This window comes from Undibacterium hunanense (genome assembly GCF_014284335.1).
GTDB classification, from domain to species: Bacteria; Pseudomonadota; Gammaproteobacteria; order Burkholderiales; family Burkholderiaceae_D; genus Undibacterium; species Undibacterium hunanense.
Genome location: NZ_JACOGF010000001.1, coordinates 698,700 through 713,829, shown reverse-complemented (window position 1 = coordinate 713,829; position 15,130 = coordinate 698,700). Strand labels below are relative to the sequence as shown.

The window sequence follows — 15,130 nt, the reverse complement described above, 5'->3', positions numbered from 1 at the left end:
AACATCGTCAATACCTATACGGAAAACGGACAAGTTGCGATAGTCACGGTGAGTGGCGGTAATGGCACAAATGGTGCACAAAACGGCCAAACCAGCTATCAATATGATGCGCAGGATCGTGTTACCAAGCAGACCAATCCGGATGGTAGTTATTTGGCCTATGGTTACGATGCTAATGGAAACATCGCTGAGCGCAGTATGGTTGCTGGAACTGTGAAATACAGCTTCAATGCAAACCAGCAGTTGGTCAGTGTGACCGATACAGCCAACAAAACAACCAGCTATACCTATGACAATGCGAGACGATTGGCAACAACAACTGTGCCGAACGGTATTACTGCCAGCTATGGTTATGATGCCAATGGTCGCTTGCAGCAAGTACTACATCAGAAAGCAAACGGCAGTATTGTTGCGGGTAGTCGTTATACCTTCACATCGAATGGCCAACGCACTAAAGTGGAAGAGTTTGATGCTGCAAGCACCATCACGGGCAACATTGTAGCTAATCCGGTACGTACGACTAGTTACCAATATGACGGCGTGAATCGTCTGACACAGGAACTGGTCAAAGACAGAAGTGGTACGACCATGCGCACGATTGACTACCAGTATGACAAAGTGGGAAATCGTTCACAGAAAACCGAAACCACACAAGCAGGAACGGAAACGACGACCTATGTTTACGACAGCAACGACAGACTGACACAAGAAATGAAAACAGTTGGTGCGACATCCACTGCCATAACCTATACGTGGGATGATAAAGGTAACCTCCTAACTAAGACGGTAACTGGACAAGTCACCGTGTATGCCTGGAATGCGGATAATCGTCTGGTCGAAGTTAAGCAAGGGCTGGCGCAAGCCAGTGCGACAACAGTAGCGAAATATAGCTATGATGCATTGGGCAATCTTGTTCAGAAAACTGAAACAGATAAGGTCACGACGTACTTAACGGACAGCGCCTTTGCGTATGCGCAGACCGTTCAAGAAAGTATTACTCAAGGAACGACTGCCCAGACAGTAAATTATGTATGGGGCAATGGCCTGATTCAGCAAAGCAGAGCGGGACAGAATAGTTACTATCATGCGGATGGCTTGGGTAGCATAAAAACGCTGACAGATGAAACAGGTAATGCGACTGATGCATATCAGTATGATGCGTTTGGGGCTGTTGTTAGTCATACAGGAACAACGCAAAACACCTACCGTTATACAGGCGAGGCATTTGATGATGCAATTAATTTACAGTACAACCGCGCGCGCTGGTATGACGCTAATATAGGTCGGTTTATTTCCCTTGATAAATGGGATGGTCGACCTAAATCACCGGTCACACTGAACAAATACTTGTATGCCAGTTCCGATCCCACAAACAAGCGTGATCCAAGTGGAAACGCGGATATAAATAGTCAGATGAGGGCTCTTGTTATCGGTGCGACATTGACGAGCCTCGCTGTCGCCACATATAACGTATTGACACTGCGCTCACCAACTAGCACTACAGGTAATCGTCAATTCGAAATTTGGGATTCGATTGCTATCCAGCAAGTCACCGCAAAGACACAGAATGATGAAGATGCAAATTCAACACCAACGGATCTAACTGCAGAAATTGAAAAAGAGAAAAATGATAAAAATCCAGCGCATCATACGATACCAATTTATCTATGTGGCGGGATCAAACAAGAAGAATATGCACGAATAAGTTTTGCTAACCATGTAGCAATTCACGGAGAGATTGCGGCAATTGGACTTGCCGTTATTTTAGGGGAAGAATACGCAGATAAAGTCTTGGGATACCGACGTAAAGTGAGGGTGCTGGAGTTAGCTGAAACTGTCGAAGGGAGAACGACAATAGCGAATGCACTTCAAGCGGTTTATGCTGCTACATGGTGGAATACGGGTGATGAACCATACACTATCGGATTTGCATTTACCGCTTCTAAGGATAATTATGTTACTGGTGTAAATACTTCATTGCCAAAGTGTTCTCGCACAAATAAACCTAGGCCTGACTAAACAGTGTGAGTTGATAAATGAAAATTACAAATTATGAATTGATGATAAAAGAGCTAGGGTTAATTGCGACGCAAGAAGTAATGGATCAATATCGCCAGTGCGGGATATCCTTGCTTTGGACAGCATTGCCTGATTTCAATGCACATGTATTGAATATACTCACTGAAAAACAATATGTTTTCTTTAATTTTTTTGCTTTTCGACCATTGTTAGAGGCACAAAGAAAATTTCATTCGCCATTTTTAACGAATGAAAATTACGATGGGACAATAACGATTTTAAAAAAATACATTCGGCAAGCCGGACATGTAAAGAGATCAGAATTTGCAAGCAGAATGTTGGGAGGGTGGACGGTGACACCCGAATTTTATTCCAAAAAGGGACGTACTTTTTTGAGTGATCTTGGCAGTAGACATGTTTCAATTCTTGTTCCAAGTGTAGATAAATCAGCTGTCGCAAAACATTTTGAAGAGCAGGTACTAAGATTTGGAGATTCTTCTTTGTTTCCTTATCCAGAAAATCTTGATCTATCTAACTTTATTGATCTCATGAAAACAGAGTCTTGGAAATTACTCCATACTCAAATTACCAAATTAGCGCCGGAAGAGCGTCTTTCTTTGCCCCGTCAGGTTCGACAATATATGTCTTCACCAATAGAAATGGACAAGTTTATTGAGCGGCTTGATCGCCGTTTTATTATTAGGGGCCTCATTAGTTTCATACCAGATAAATTGGCTTTGCTTACACAGGAAGAGATAGCGCAGTTTGAAGAATTGTTGTTTTTTAGATTGAATTTAGCTTTGAAAATTTGTCCAATTCCACGTATACAGGGATTTTTATGTGATCTAACATCATCTTATTCTCACGAAGCAATAGGTCAATATCCGGACGGCGTAAAAGAGCGACTAATTGAAACACTTAGAAATCATTTAGCGCCTTTTGAGTCAATAGCAGAGTTCAGATACCCTTCTTTGCTGTGACTGCTACTTGCCCGCATTTTTTGCAGTAAAAGGTGGATGTTGAATAAATTAACCTAATACAAGGCCACCGTGCAAATCAGATATGTTTGAAATAAAAAATATTTCACTAACCTTAAAAGAGTTAGGTGAAATTGGGCGGGCAGGTGGCGTTGCTCAATTTCGGCAAACTGAAACTATTATTGCTACGACACAGTTGCCTGAATTTGATGATTACGTTGTCAACGTCTTTGCACCTAAAAATCATATCTTTGGAAATTTTGATCGCTATTGGAATTTGATAGCGTCAGAACATCAATATTTTCAACCATTGATTAAACCAGAGCGTATCGAACAAACAGATTTGATGCTTACAAAAATTATTCACTTGGCCGGACATAAGAAGAAGTCTAATTTTTCGCGAAATATGATGGGGTTGTGGACTAAACGTTCAGCTTTTGATGAAAACAGTGCTCCAAGTGATACTTCTTTTTGTGATCATAGACATTTTTCGATACTAGTCCCTCAAGAGGATTTAAACGCAACCTTCGCTCATTTTGCTAAACAAGTAGTAGTTTTTGGTGATAAATCGTTTGTGTTTATGGACGATGAGGCGAGGCCAGGCGAGGCCAGGCGAGTTTGACGACCTTAGAGGCACTCTGCATTGGAAATTGTTATATCAAAATATTGTACAAATGAATGTTAATGAACGAGCTTGGTTATGTGAAGAGATCCAGAAGTATAAATCTCATCAAGAGATAGTTTCGTTAGCTTCTGATTTGGATTATAGATTTTCTGCTAGAGGATTATTTTCACTTTCCAGGATAAAGCTGGAATTTCAGAAATTTGTAGATATGAATTGTTACTTAGATATGTTGCTTTTCAGAGCCAAAGCGGCCGTGGCAGTGTGTCGATTGCCGACGCTTGTATTTAAAGAAAACACTATTAGAAATGATGGTATCGAGGGCTGTACGTATGCGATTGAGAGCGAATTACTTAATATGTTTGCTAAAAATCGAACCTTATCGACCGATCGTGGATTTTAGATACTCATCAGCAAATTGACCGAGTGCTACTTACCTCACGTAATCGTATAAAAATACGCAGGTCTACAACAAGGTCACCATAGAAATCAGCACAGGCATACAACGGAGAATGTCTATCCGACTCTTTAATTACTTCAGGGATTATGATCCAAGGACGGGGTGTTAGGTGCAGTCTGATCCTAAAAGGTTGGCGGGTGGCATGACGGATTACGGGTATGTTGTGGCTAATCCCTTGTCATATGTAGATACTGAGGGAAAATATGCACATATTGTCATTGACGCGATCATTGGTAGTGTTGCTGATGCCGCTGGTACATATAATGCCAGCGGCGTCGCAGATGCATCCTGGCGCTGTAGTCAAAAAAGTTTGAGGACGAGCCGGGTGTGATCCGGTTGAGAGGGGAGGATCACACCCAGGCTGTCCTCAAACCCAGTTTCTCATCAGGCCGACTGCCAGGCCTTCCAGAGCAAAATCTTCTTCGGTATCGCCCACTCTGATGATGGGGTAATCCGGGTTTTCCGGCATCAGTTCGATCAGGTTGCCGGTTTTCTTGTAGCGTTTGACGGTGACATCATCACCCAGGCGGGCGACGACGATCTGGCCATTGCGGGCGCTGTCGGTTTTTTTGACGGCCAGCAAATCACCATCCAGTATGCCGGCATCGCGCATGGACATGCCGCGTACTTTCAGCAAAAAATCAGGCTTGGCAGAGAACAGGGCGGGGTCCACATGGTAGGTGGATTCGATATGCTCGCTGGCCAGTATGGGTGAACCGGCAGCCACGCGGCCAACCAGTGGCAGGCTCAGTTGCATCAGCGCAGGATGCGGCAGGGCCATCTGTATGCCGGGAATATGGCTGGACAGCGCAGATTCAAGCAGGCGTATGCCGCGCGAAGTGCCAGCGGCGATCTCGATGACACCCTTGCGCGCCAGTGCCTGCAAATGCTCTTCTGCGGCATTGGTGGAGCGGAATCCCAGTTCCGTGGCAATTTCTGCGCGGGTAGGGGGAAACCCGGTGTTCTGGATGGCATCCTTGATCAGATTAAGGATTTGTTCCTGGCGGGCAGTGAGTTTTAGCATGGCGTTTTCTAATGTGAATGTGCTGTATAGGCAAGCAGTCTGTATTTTTATACAGTAAAGCTGAATATGCAAGTCAAAATCCGCAGAGAGCAGCAAAAATGTGAAAATTTACGTCATTCAAACAGGCAAATGACGGCTTTATCTGGCTAAGTCACTGATCTGATTGATCAATATAGAAAACTGGGTTATTATTGTCGGCTTTCCTCTTCCCGCACTCGTCTTGACGCCGAGGCGGGCTATTTTTATTGTCCACAAGGAGAATATATGCGTCATTATGAAATCGTATTTATCGTACATCCCGATCAGAGCGAGCAAGTTCCTGCAATGATCGAACGCTACAAGGCAAGTGTTGTAGCTCGTGGTGGTCAAATCCATCGCGTTGAAGACTGGGGCCGTCGTCAACTGGCTTACATGATTCAAAAACTGGCGAAAGCGCACTATGTTTGCTTGAACATTGAATGCGATGCTGAAACTCTGCTCGAGTTGGAAACAGCATTCAAATTCAATGATGCTGTCTTGCGTCACCTGACAGTCAAACTGAAAAAAGCAGAAACAACACCTTCTCCAATGATGAAAGCTGTTCAGAAGGAAGATGCTGCAAAAGCGCAACGTGTAGAAGCGCCTGCTGCTTAATTATTCATTGACAGAGGTCGTGTAAAAAATAGTGAATCAACTGAAGCTTGTAGCCCGGATCGTAGAGAAAACCGCACTGCGGTACACACCGGCCGGTATACCAATAGCTGCTGCGACATTGATGCACAGTTCGGAAACTCGTGAGGCGAACACAGTTCGACAGGTCGAGTTTGAAATTTCAGCGGTAGCGGCAGGGGAGATTTCCCGCCGGTTCAATGAGATTGATCTGGATGTGCCGGTGGAATTTACTGGTTTTTTAGCACGCAAAAATCGCAATAGCAAAAGTCTCGTTTTTCATGTCACTGAATTCGGGACACCTTTACTAGATTAGGAGCCAAAAATGGCATTCGGTAAAAAATTCGACAAAAGCAAATTGAAGCAAAAGCGTCAGCAACAAAATCCTTTGTTCAAGCGCAAAAAATTCTGCCGTTTCACAGCGGCACATGTAGAAAAAGTTGACTACAAAGACATCGACACACTGAAAGACTTCGTGCAAGAAAACGGCAAAATCATGCCTGCGCGTCTGACAGGTACTAAAGCGTTGTACCAACGTCAAGTTGATACAGCAATCAAACGTGCACGTTACCTCGCGTTGCTGCCATACACTGATTTGCACACAGCGTAATTGACGACAAGGTAAAGGAGAAAAATATGCAAGTTATTCTGTTGGATAAAGTCGTTAATCTCGGCAATCTGGGTGATGTAGTTCGTGTAAAAGACGGCTATGCCCGTAACTTTTTGATTCCTCAACGTATGGCTCGTCGTGCTACGACAGCTGCCGTTGCTGAATTCGAAGCAAAACGTGCTGAACTGGAAAAAGCAGCAGCCGCCAAATTGGCAGCAGCACAAGCTCAAGGCGAAAAACTGTCCGGTTTGACAGTGCAAATCACCCAGAAATCTGGTGTTGATGGCCGTCTGTTCGGTTCCGTTACTAACTCTGATATCGCTGAAGCCCTGACAAAACAAGGTTTCGCGGTTGAAAAAGCACAAGTACGTTTGCCACAAGGTCCTTTGAAGATCGCTGGCGATCATAGCGTTTCCGTTGTATTGCACACGGACGTCGTGGTTGATGTGACCGTTTCTGTACTGGGCGAACACGCTTAATTTGCTTTTTGCAAATTGCTGAAGAAAAAGCCGGGGATTCCCGGCTTTTTTGTTGTGCGCGGGATGTTTTTCTTTGTTGCGTTGTTTATGTGATATTTGTCGCGGCCGAATTATAAACTTGTCACAATCTTGTCACAAACAAGCCTGTTTCCCTCATGTTGTATTGTCTGACAGTTTGATTTAACGGTTATAATGCGCGCCATGAAAGCTGGTTCTGATCCTCAAGTTGACGCGATACGCGTCCCCCCCCATTCCATAGAAGCAGAGCAATCTGTCCTTGGAGGCTTGTTGCTTGACAATGCCGCCTGGGATCGTATTGCCGACTTTATCAGCGAAGAAGATTTTTATCGCTATGACCACCGCATCATTTTCCAGTGCATGGTCAAGCTTATCAATGCGTCCCGTCCGGCCGACGTGATTACCGTGTTCGAAGCCCTGAATGGCATGAACAAGGCCGAGGATGCCGGTGGCCTTAGCTACCTGAACGCCCTGGCCCAGAATACGCCCTCCGCTGCGAATATCCGTCGTTACGCCGAAATCGTGCGTGACCGTGGCGTACTGCGCAAGCTGATCACGGTATCTGACGAAATCGCCGGTAATGCCTTTAATCCGCAGGGTAAAGAGGTCAAGCAGATGCTGGACGAGGCGGAATCCAAGATTTTTGCCATCGCCGAAGAAGGTGCCCGTGGTGCCCAGGGTTTCCAGGCCATCCAGCCCTTGCTGACCCAGGTGGTCGAGCGCATTGATGAACTGTATAACCGCGACAATCAAAATGATATTACCGGTGTGCCTACCGGTTTTGCCGATCTGGACAAAATGACTTCCGGCCTGCAGCCTGGCGATCTGATCATTGTTGCCGGTCGCCCATCCATGGGCAAGACCGCGTTTTCGCTGAATATCGGTGAAAACGTGGCGATCGACAGTGGTTTGCCAGTTGCCGTGTTTTCCATGGAGATGGGTGGTGCGCAGCTGGCCATGCGTATGCTGGGCTCGGTAGGGCGCCTGGATCAAAGCCGTCTGCGTGTCGGTAAGCTGACAGATGAAGACTGGCCGCGTTTGACGCATGCCATCCAGAAAATGAATGACGCACAGTTGTACATCGATGAAACCCCGGCGCTGAGCTCGATAGAATTGCGCGCCCGTTCGCGTCGTCTGGCCAGGCAATGCGGCAAGCTGGGTCTGGTGATTGTCGATTACTTGCAACTGATGTCTGCCAACTCTGCCGGTGAGAACCGCGCAACCGAGATTTCGGAAATTTCCCGAAATCTGAAGGGGCTGGCGAAAGAATTGCATTGCCCGGTGATTGCCTTGTCACAGTTGAACCGCTCGCTGGAGCAACGCCCGAACAAACGTCCCGTCATGTCCGATCTGCGTGAATCAGGCGCGATTGAGCAGGATGCCGACGTCATCATGTTTATTTACCGCGATCAGGTTTATAACCCGGATTCGCCGGACAAGGGTACCGCAGAAATCATTATTGGTAAGCAGCGTAACGGCCCGATTGGCAGTGTGCGCCTGACCTTCCTGGGGGAATACACCAAGTTTGACAACTATGTGGGTTCCCTGTCGGTTTATGGTGATAACGAATAAGTTTCCGCACCAGGAATTTTTGTTTTTGTAGTGAGTGGCAAATGCAGCAAGGCTTGAAACTGTACTGTCAGTAAAACCATGTTGTTTGGTTTTGGGCGCCGTTTTTATATGTCTGTATTTGCCTGAGCAATTCTAGAAATCTTCTATTTTCAGTGAGAATAAAATGTTTGGACGCTTGATGCCCACCGAGGGCAAATTTTTTGAACTCTTCAACCAGCACGCTGATTTATGCGTCAAAGGCTCCAAGGAGATGGTTGCTCTGATGACGAATTTTGATGATCTGGAAAATCGCGTACATGCGATAGAGAGCATAGAAAAACAGGCAGATACGGTGACCTACAATACGATAGAGTTGCTGCACAAAACTTTCATCACGCCACTGGACCGTGATGACATCCATAAACTGATCACCCGCATGGATGATATTCTGGATCTGCTGGAAGATGCTGGCCAGACTATCTCTTTGTACGATATCCGTGAAATCACACCGGAAGCAAAACGCCTGGCAGAACTCTGCCTGGGCTGCGCTGAAAAAGTAAGGGCAGCAGTGGCCCTGTTGCATAACATGGATAATTCCCGCGAAATCCTGGCGCTGTGCGAAGAAATCGACCGTCTGGAATCGGATGCCGATCATGTCATGCGTGCTGCAATGTCCAAACTGTTCCGTGACGAACCTGATGTCCGCAATCTGATCAAGCTGAAAGCGATTTACGAAATACTGGAAACAGTAACGGATCGTTGTGAAGATGTCGCCAATATCATTGAAGGCATTATTGTTGAGAACGCTTAAGCGTCTGACCATTTTATTTTGACGCTTAATTGACGCTTAACAGTTCTCTGTCAATGCAGAGGGCGAACAAGGGAATTCACTTTTATGCAATCCATTCATATGAGCACGCACGTCATCATCTTATTGGTGGTGTTGGCGTTGTTATTCGATTTCATGAACGGCTTCCATGATGCCGCCAATGCGATCGCTACCGTTGTTTCGACGGGGGTATTGAAGCCCAGCCAGGCGGTGGCCATGGCTGCCTTATTCAATGTACTGGCTTTTTTCGTTTTTAATCTGTCTGTTGCCAAAACCATAGGTAAAGGAACGATAGACCCTGCTATTGTTGATCACTACGTCATCTTTGGTGCCCTGGTGGGGGCGATATTCTGGAATCTGGTGACATGGTATTTTGGTATTCCGTCTTCCTCATCCCATGCCCTGATCGGTGGTTTGATCGGTGCTGCAGTGGCGAAAGAAGGTACGAGTGCCTTGATTGCTGCTGGTCTTTACAAAATCATTCTGTTCATCGTTTTGTCGCCGTTGCTGGGGTTTTTCCTGGGTTCTGTGATGATGTTGATCGTATCCTGGCTGTTCGTCAGATCGACGCCCAGGAAAGTGGACAAATGGTTCCGCCGCCTACAACTGGTGTCGGCATCTGTTTTCAGTCTTGGTCACGGTGGCAATGATGCGCAAAAGACCATGGGTATTATCTGGATGCTGCTCATCGCTGCCAACTATTCCAGCGAGGCCGACAAGGGCCCGCCAGGCTGGGTCGTGTATTCCTGCTATGCAGCGATCGGTCTGGGTACCTTGTTTGGTGGCTGGCGCATTGTAAAAACAATGGGACAAAAAATCACCAAGCTGAAACCTGTCGGTGGTTTTTGTGCCGAAACCGGTGGTGCTATCACCCTGATCATGGCAACGGTATTGGGCGTTCCTGTGTCAACAACCCATACCATTACTGGTGCGATTGTCGGTGTTGGCTCGGCGCAAAAAATGTCTGCTGTACGTTGGGGTGTAGCTGGCAATATCGTCTGGGCCTGGATTCTGACCATTCCGGCGTCTGCTTTTGTGGCAGCGATAGCCTGGTGGATAGGCAGGCACATCCTGTAATTGCAGTGTGATTGTGGATATGAAAAAAGCGCCCGATTTTTTGATCGGGCGCTTTTTTATTGCTGGCTTGTTTTGATCGCTGTTGTTTGCTTGCTGGCTTGTCTGCCTGCCTTGCTTACATCTGCTTGAACAGATGCACAAAGCTGCGGCTGACTTCCAGTTTTTCGGTCAGGCCCTTGATCTGTACCAGGTGACGCCCACGCAGATCGCGGATGACGCCGGAAATCGCTTTCGCATTCACCAGGGTAGAGCGGTGTATCTGCCAGAACAGGGCTGGGTCCAGCTCTTCTGCCAGGTCGCGTACCGGTTTGCGTATCAGTGCTTCATAGGTTGCAGTCTGTACTCGTGTGTATTTTTCGTCAGACTGGAAAAACAGGATTTCTTCTACCGGTATCAGACGCAGTTCCTGGCCTATCGATGCCTGTATCCATTGCAGGTAATCTGGCTTGGAGGTGATGCCCATCTGCTTGGCCAGTTGTGACAGCATGCTGCTCATGTCGTTGGGCTGGCTTTGGCTGGACAGACGTTGCTTGAGCCTTTCCACTGTGCGTGTCAGGCGATCCACATCGGCCGGTTTCAATACATAGTCTACTGCACCATGGTCAAAGGCCTGGATGGCGTACTGGTCATAGGCAGTGATGAAAACGATATGGGCTTTATTGCCGATATCCCTGGCAGCTTCCAGGCCAGTCTTGACCGGCATACGAATGTCGAGGAATACCAGGTCAGGCTGGTGTTTTTCTACCAGTTCAACGGCTTCCTCTCCATTCTTGGCTTCGTCCAGGATTTCCAGTTCAGGCCAGACCTGTTCCAGGCGCGACTTTAACTGGTCGCGCATCAGTCTTTCATCATCGGCGAGTATTGCTGTTGGCATAGTCGTCACTAATTGGCTAATTCGTAAGGGATTTCTATGGTAACGCAAACGCCGCTTGGTTGATTGGCTGTAATGATCATTTGTCCTTTTTCTTTATAAATCAATTTCAGGCGTTCACGTATATTTTGCAGGCCAAGGCCAGTACCATTGCTGGGCATGGCACCAAATCCCAGGCCATCGTCACTGACTGACACGCGCAGCTTGTTATGGGCAACTTCGGCATGGAAGCGTATGGTGCCACCCTCTGCCTTGCATTCCAGCCCGTGCTTGATGGCATTTTCGACCAGGGATTGCAGCATCATCGGCGGGAAGGCGGCACTGCGCAAGCCTTCCGGCATGATGAAATCAACGTTCAGGCGTTCTTCCATGCGCATTTTCAGCAATTCCAGGTAAGACTTGATCATGTCTGCTTCGCGCCCCAGATTGGTGATGCTGGCGTTTTCACGCATCTGTGGCAAGACTGCACGCAAGTAGGCGATCAGGCTGCGCTGCATGGCGGCGGCGCGCGGTGGATCCGTTTCTATCAGATGCTCGACCGAGGCCAGGGTGTTGAACAGAAAATGTGGTTCCACCTGGGCCTGCATCATCTGCATCTGCGCTTCGCTGACCTGGCGCAGCAGGGATTCGCGTTCGGCAGCCATGCCGGCTTCTTTGGCTTTTTCTTCTGCACGAAGTTTTCCTCCCATCAGGGCCTTCATGCCAAACAGGCCAAAGACCAGCAGCACGACGAAGTTCTTGAACCATTTGGAGGAAGTGCGTTTATAGCTGCGCACCTCTTCGTCAGCGGCATCGGCGACGGCATTGTTGATGTCTTCACTGATTTCCTTGGCAACCTCAGCCGGCAGTCTGATGTGGATATCATCATGGCCTGCAATCGAAGGCATGGCGGGAGGTGCTGGTGGTGCGGCAGGTTCGGCTGGTGCAGCAGGGGCAGCAGAGGCGGCTGGTTCGGCGCCCGGGCTGGGGGGGGTGGAAGTTGTGCTTGCCTGGGCATCACCATCCTTGTTGATGCGGATGCCGTTTTCATCTATCTCGATTTGTTTGCCCTTGCCATCAGCATTGTTCTTGCGGATGTGGATACCAGTATTGTCAATTTCAATATTGGTATCACCATCGGTGATTTTGCTGGTCTTCTTGGCTTTTGCCGATGGGTTGTTTTTCTTGACGATGACGCTTTCTTCAGACGTGAACAGCGCATCCTGCAAAATGCCGCCGGCGGCAATGGTCAGTACGGCAAACAGCAGGAATTTCCACCAGGATAACTGGGTGACCCAGGCTGCCGTCTTGTCGAAGACCCTGCTCAGCAAAGCCAGCATGTCGGCGATGAATTCCTTGAAGTTTTGTGTGTTCGTATTGTTCATGATGCATCTCTTTTGATGAGTATCCCAGATCGATGCAGCGCCGGTAGTGATGGGCGCCGCTTTCTTGGGACTTTTCAGTCCATGCTTGCACTGTAAGGAATTCATCCGGAAATGGATAGCGACATGCGACAGTCTGCAAAATCGGCAGGACAGAACGAAGAAACAGCCATTCAATATGGACTATTTATGAACTGTCATGCTGGGAATAACATGATTCCAATACATGTTTCCGGGTGATGCCTGGTGCAATCAAGCTAAGCTGTATTGGACAGCTTATCTTGTTGCCAGCCAGGCATGTAAGTCATCGCGGGTCAGGGGTTTGGAGTACAGATAGCCCTGGGCGATATGACAATCGTAAGAAAGCAGGGTATTGGCCTGCATTTCACTTTCCACCCCTTCGGCAATAATCGACAGGCCCAGGTTCTGACCAAGCTGCACGATCATTTTGGCGATGCTGCCTTCGCTCGAATTTTTCTGGATTTCATTGACAAAGGCACGGTCAATTTTCAATTTGTCTACATCGAGTTTTTGCAGGTGGCTGAGGGAAGAGAAGCCGGTACCAAAGTCATCGATCGATACACTCATCCCCAGTTGCTTGATTTGTTGCAAAGTCTTGATCAGTAGTTCCGGGTCTTTCATGGCCATGGATTCGGTAATTTCCAGCTCCACAAAATGGGGTGGCACTTTGGTATCTTCCAGTGCCTTGTTCAGCGATTGCATGAACAGCGGGTGCGAAAACTGTACCTGCGATACATTGATCGCCATCTGGAAATCGGTATATCCCAGGCTGCGCAAATGCACCAGTTCAAAACAGGCGGTGCGCAAGACCCATTCGCCGATATCGACGATCAGGCCGGAATATTCGGCAATCGGGATAAATTGGTCAGGCGGGATAAAGCGGCCATCATCCGTTTTCCAGCGTAGCAGGGCTTCGGCACCCGTTACGCGGCCATCACGCATGTCAATCTGTGGCTGAAATACCAGGAATAATTTTTCATGCTCAAAGGCAGCCCGCAGGGCATGCATGAGCAAAACGCGTTCACGAATTTCCACGCCCATGCTGCGGGTGAAATATTCATAGCCGCCACGCCGGTTCATTTTGGCGCGTTTCAAGGCAATGTTGGTATCTTTCAAGGCTTCTGAGCCATCACCGTCATATTCATCCAGTTTGATCAGGCCTATGGTGGCCGACAATTGTACTTCCTGCTGATCAACATCGAATGGTGCGTTGAACAGGGTCAGTATCTTGTCCGGGCAAACCAAATTATCTTCACCCAACAGAGCAAAGGTGTCGCTGCCTACCCTGGCCAGCTGGCAATGTTCGCCAAAGGTGTTGGACAGTCTTTGTGCGACCGAATACAACAACAGGTCACCAAACTGATGGCCCAGGGCGTCATTTGTTTCGGCAAAATGGTCGATGTCTATCAATGACAGGGCGCTATGACTTTTCAGCGAGGTCAGCAGGGTTTCATTCAGGGTCTGCAAGAGCTTGAGGCGATTCGCCAGGCCGGTCAGCGGGTCATAAAACGCATAATTGTGCAGGCGTGATGTCAGCATCACATTGTCCAGGCCCACCGACACATTGCCGCAGAATACACTCAGCAGGCGATTGTCCATATCGTTCAGGTGCAGGCCGCTATTCAGGTAGAGTGTGAAATCTTTTTGCGCAACATTATTAAAATAGAGTGCCGTGATGTCAGCTTCGAACACACTTTGACGCAATGCCAGCGAACGGGTGACGATGCTGGATGTGGCGGTATCAAGCTGGCTCAGCGATTGATTCAGTTTGCCTTCGTACAGGGTCGTGGCGGCAATGACGAATAGCTCACCTTCATCCTGCTGTTCGACTGGTGTCTGTCTGGCGCAGACAAAGCCTTCGGTGTTCAGGCCCAGCAGGCCGCTCACTTGCACCAGCACTCCGGCAGCAAAATTTTGCAGGCCTTGCAGTGCCATCAGTTCGGTGCTGGCGTGAATAATCATTTCCAGACCGCGACGGCTGGCACTGATGGCGCAAATCTGTTCGTAAGAGCGGATGGCAGACGTGACGGCGGTATACAGCTTGGTGCGCGTCAGTTCGGATTTGGTTTTGTAGTCATTGATGTCGTAATCACGGATCGCATCAATTTCTGGTGCATAACCTGGCTGGCCGGTGCGCAGTATGATCCTGACATCGGTCAGACCGAGGGTCTTTCGAATGTAGCTGACCAGTTGCAGGCCGGCGTCTTCCTGTTCCATGACCACGTCCAGCAGGATGATGGCAATGTCCGTTTCGGTTTGCAATATGTCACGGGCTTCTGCCGCAGAATAGGCATGCAGAAAGCTCAGCGCACGATGCTGTATTTCAAGGCTGCCCAGCGCAAAAGTGGTGGCGGAATGCACATCGGGATCATCGTCAATAATCATGATCCGCCAAGTCTGCATGGGCTTGGATGCCACCGAAGCTTCTTCACTGTCTGGTTCGTCTAGGAAAACCAGATCATCTTCGGACGAGTGGATCGTTGAATTCATCTGTAATGCGGCTCCATGCTTGGCATATCTGTATGGTAAGGGCGCTGCAAATTTGTTCCTTGTGGAACTATGA

At 48.0% G+C, this 15,130-nt stretch carries 15 protein-coding genes; 11 read left to right on the top strand and 4 right to left on the bottom strand.

The features are described 5' to 3' along the window. From H8L32_RS03175 to H8L32_RS03160, 4 genes are all read left to right on the top strand, one after another. Positions 1-2,019, top strand: a 2,019-nt coding sequence (locus H8L32_RS03175) for an RHS repeat-associated core domain-containing protein (RefSeq protein WP_186945694.1), incomplete at its 5' end; no start/stop codon positions are given. Between the two features lie 17 nt (positions 2,020-2,036). Beyond that, a complete protein-coding gene (locus H8L32_RS03170) occupies positions 2,037-2,999 on the top strand; it encodes a hypothetical protein (protein WP_186945693.1) in 963 nt (320 codons plus the stop codon). An 82-nt stretch (positions 3,000-3,081) separates the two neighbouring features. Beyond that, positions 3,082-3,618, top strand: a complete 537-nt coding sequence (locus H8L32_RS03165) for a hypothetical protein (RefSeq protein ID WP_186945692.1) — start codon at positions 3,082-3,084, stop codon at positions 3,616-3,618. A gap of 52 nt (positions 3,619-3,670) precedes the next feature. Then, positions 3,671-4,021 (top strand): hypothetical protein, encoded by a 351-nt coding sequence (locus H8L32_RS03160; RefSeq protein ID WP_186945691.1) that lies wholly within the window; start codon positions 3,671-3,673, stop codon positions 4,019-4,021. Positions 4,022-4,445: 424 nt separating this feature from the next. On the opposite strand, the gene lexA is transcribed toward H8L32_RS03160, so the two are convergent. Further along, complete coding sequence (lexA, locus tag H8L32_RS03155; RefSeq protein WP_186945690.1) at positions 4,446-5,102, bottom strand: transcriptional repressor LexA; 657 nt, start codon at positions 5,100-5,102, stop codon at positions 4,446-4,448. Positions 5,103-5,366: 264 nt separating this feature from the next. Between lexA and rpsF the strand changes: the two genes are divergently transcribed. The 7 genes from rpsF to H8L32_RS03120 all read left to right on the top strand — a co-directional run bounded on the left by rpsF (position 5,367) and on the right by H8L32_RS03120 (position 10,314). Then, positions 5,367-5,735 carry a 30S ribosomal protein S6 gene (rpsF, locus tag H8L32_RS03150; protein WP_110252958.1) on the top strand — a complete coding sequence of 123 codons (369 nt, stop codon included), beginning with the start codon at positions 5,367-5,369 and terminating at the stop codon, positions 5,733-5,735. Between the two features lie 31 nt (positions 5,736-5,766). Beyond that, complete coding sequence (priB, locus tag H8L32_RS03145; protein ID WP_186945689.1) at positions 5,767-6,066, top strand: primosomal replication protein N; 300 nt, start codon at positions 5,767-5,769, stop codon at positions 6,064-6,066. 9 nt (positions 6,067-6,075) lie between these two features. Further along, complete coding sequence (gene rpsR, locus H8L32_RS03140) at positions 6,076-6,360, top strand: 30S ribosomal protein S18 (protein ID WP_110252960.1); 285 nt, start codon at positions 6,076-6,078, stop codon at positions 6,358-6,360. A gap of 26 nt (positions 6,361-6,386) precedes the next feature. After that, positions 6,387-6,839, top strand: a complete 453-nt coding sequence (gene rplI, locus H8L32_RS03135; protein ID WP_186945688.1) for a 50S ribosomal protein L9 — start codon at positions 6,387-6,389, stop codon at positions 6,837-6,839. 201 nt (positions 6,840-7,040) lie between these two features. After that, entirely contained in the window at positions 7,041-8,429 is a 1,389-nt protein-coding gene (locus tag H8L32_RS03130; protein WP_186945687.1) for a replicative DNA helicase, read from the top strand. A gap of 163 nt (positions 8,430-8,592) precedes the next feature. Then, on the top strand, positions 8,593-9,219 hold the full coding sequence (locus H8L32_RS03125) for a DUF47 domain-containing protein (RefSeq protein ID WP_186945686.1): 627 nt from the start codon (positions 8,593-8,595) through the stop codon (positions 9,217-9,219). A gap of 84 nt (positions 9,220-9,303) precedes the next feature. After that, complete coding sequence (locus H8L32_RS03120; RefSeq protein ID WP_186945685.1) at positions 9,304-10,314, top strand: inorganic phosphate transporter; 1,011 nt, start codon at positions 9,304-9,306, stop codon at positions 10,312-10,314. A 115-nt stretch (positions 10,315-10,429) separates the two neighbouring features. Here the strand turns inward: H8L32_RS03120 and H8L32_RS03115 are convergent, their stop codons facing one another. From H8L32_RS03115 to H8L32_RS03105, 3 genes are all read right to left on the bottom strand, one after another. After that, positions 10,430-11,188, bottom strand: coding sequence for a LytR/AlgR family response regulator transcription factor (locus tag H8L32_RS03115; RefSeq protein ID WP_186945684.1), 759 nt, complete (start codon positions 11,186-11,188; stop codon positions 10,430-10,432). 8 nt (positions 11,189-11,196) lie between these two features. Further along, positions 11,197-12,549 carry a sensor histidine kinase gene (locus tag H8L32_RS03110; RefSeq protein ID WP_230412030.1) on the bottom strand — a complete coding sequence of 451 codons (1,353 nt, stop codon included), beginning with the start codon at positions 12,547-12,549 and terminating at the stop codon, positions 11,197-11,199. A 273-nt stretch (positions 12,550-12,822) separates the two neighbouring features. After that, positions 12,823-15,057, bottom strand: a complete 2,235-nt coding sequence (locus tag H8L32_RS03105) for an EAL domain-containing response regulator (RefSeq protein WP_186945683.1) — start codon at positions 15,055-15,057, stop codon at positions 12,823-12,825. Between the last annotated feature and the right edge of the window lie 73 nt (positions 15,058-15,130).

Excerpts from the sequence above, each read along its gene's own strand:
- H8L32_RS03170 (WP_186945693.1), top strand. The coding sequence starts at position 2,037 with ATGAAAATTACAAATTATGAATTGATGATAAAAGAGCTAGGGTTAATT.
- H8L32_RS03165 (WP_186945692.1), top strand. The coding sequence starts at position 3,082 with ATGTTTGAAATAAAAAATATTTCACTAACCTTAAAAGAGTTAGGTGAA.
- H8L32_RS03160 (WP_186945691.1), top strand. The coding sequence starts at position 3,671 with ATGAATGTTAATGAACGAGCTTGGTTATGTGAAGAGATCCAGAAGTAT.
- lexA (WP_186945690.1), bottom strand. The coding sequence starts at position 5,102 with ATGCTAAAACTCACTGCCCGCCAGGAACAAATCCTTAATCTGATCAAG.
- rpsF (WP_110252958.1), top strand. The coding sequence starts at position 5,367 with ATGCGTCATTATGAAATCGTATTTATCGTACATCCCGATCAGAGCGAG.
- rpsR (WP_110252960.1), top strand. The coding sequence starts at position 6,076 with ATGGCATTCGGTAAAAAATTCGACAAAAGCAAATTGAAGCAAAAGCGT.
- rplI (WP_186945688.1), top strand. The coding sequence starts at position 6,387 with ATGCAAGTTATTCTGTTGGATAAAGTCGTTAATCTCGGCAATCTGGGT.
- H8L32_RS03130 (WP_186945687.1), top strand. The coding sequence starts at position 7,041 with ATGAAAGCTGGTTCTGATCCTCAAGTTGACGCGATACGCGTCCCCCCC.
- H8L32_RS03125 (WP_186945686.1), top strand. The coding sequence starts at position 8,593 with ATGTTTGGACGCTTGATGCCCACCGAGGGCAAATTTTTTGAACTCTTC.
- H8L32_RS03120 (WP_186945685.1), top strand. The coding sequence starts at position 9,304 with ATGCAATCCATTCATATGAGCACGCACGTCATCATCTTATTGGTGGTG.
- H8L32_RS03115 (WP_186945684.1), bottom strand. The coding sequence starts at position 11,188 with ATGCCAACAGCAATACTCGCCGATGATGAAAGACTGATGCGCGACCAG.
- H8L32_RS03110 (WP_230412030.1), bottom strand. The coding sequence starts at position 12,549 with ATGAACAATACGAACACACAAAACTTCAAGGAATTCATCGCCGACATG.
- H8L32_RS03105 (WP_186945683.1), bottom strand. The coding sequence starts at position 15,057 with ATGAATTCAACGATCCACTCGTCCGAAGATGATCTGGTTTTCCTAGAC.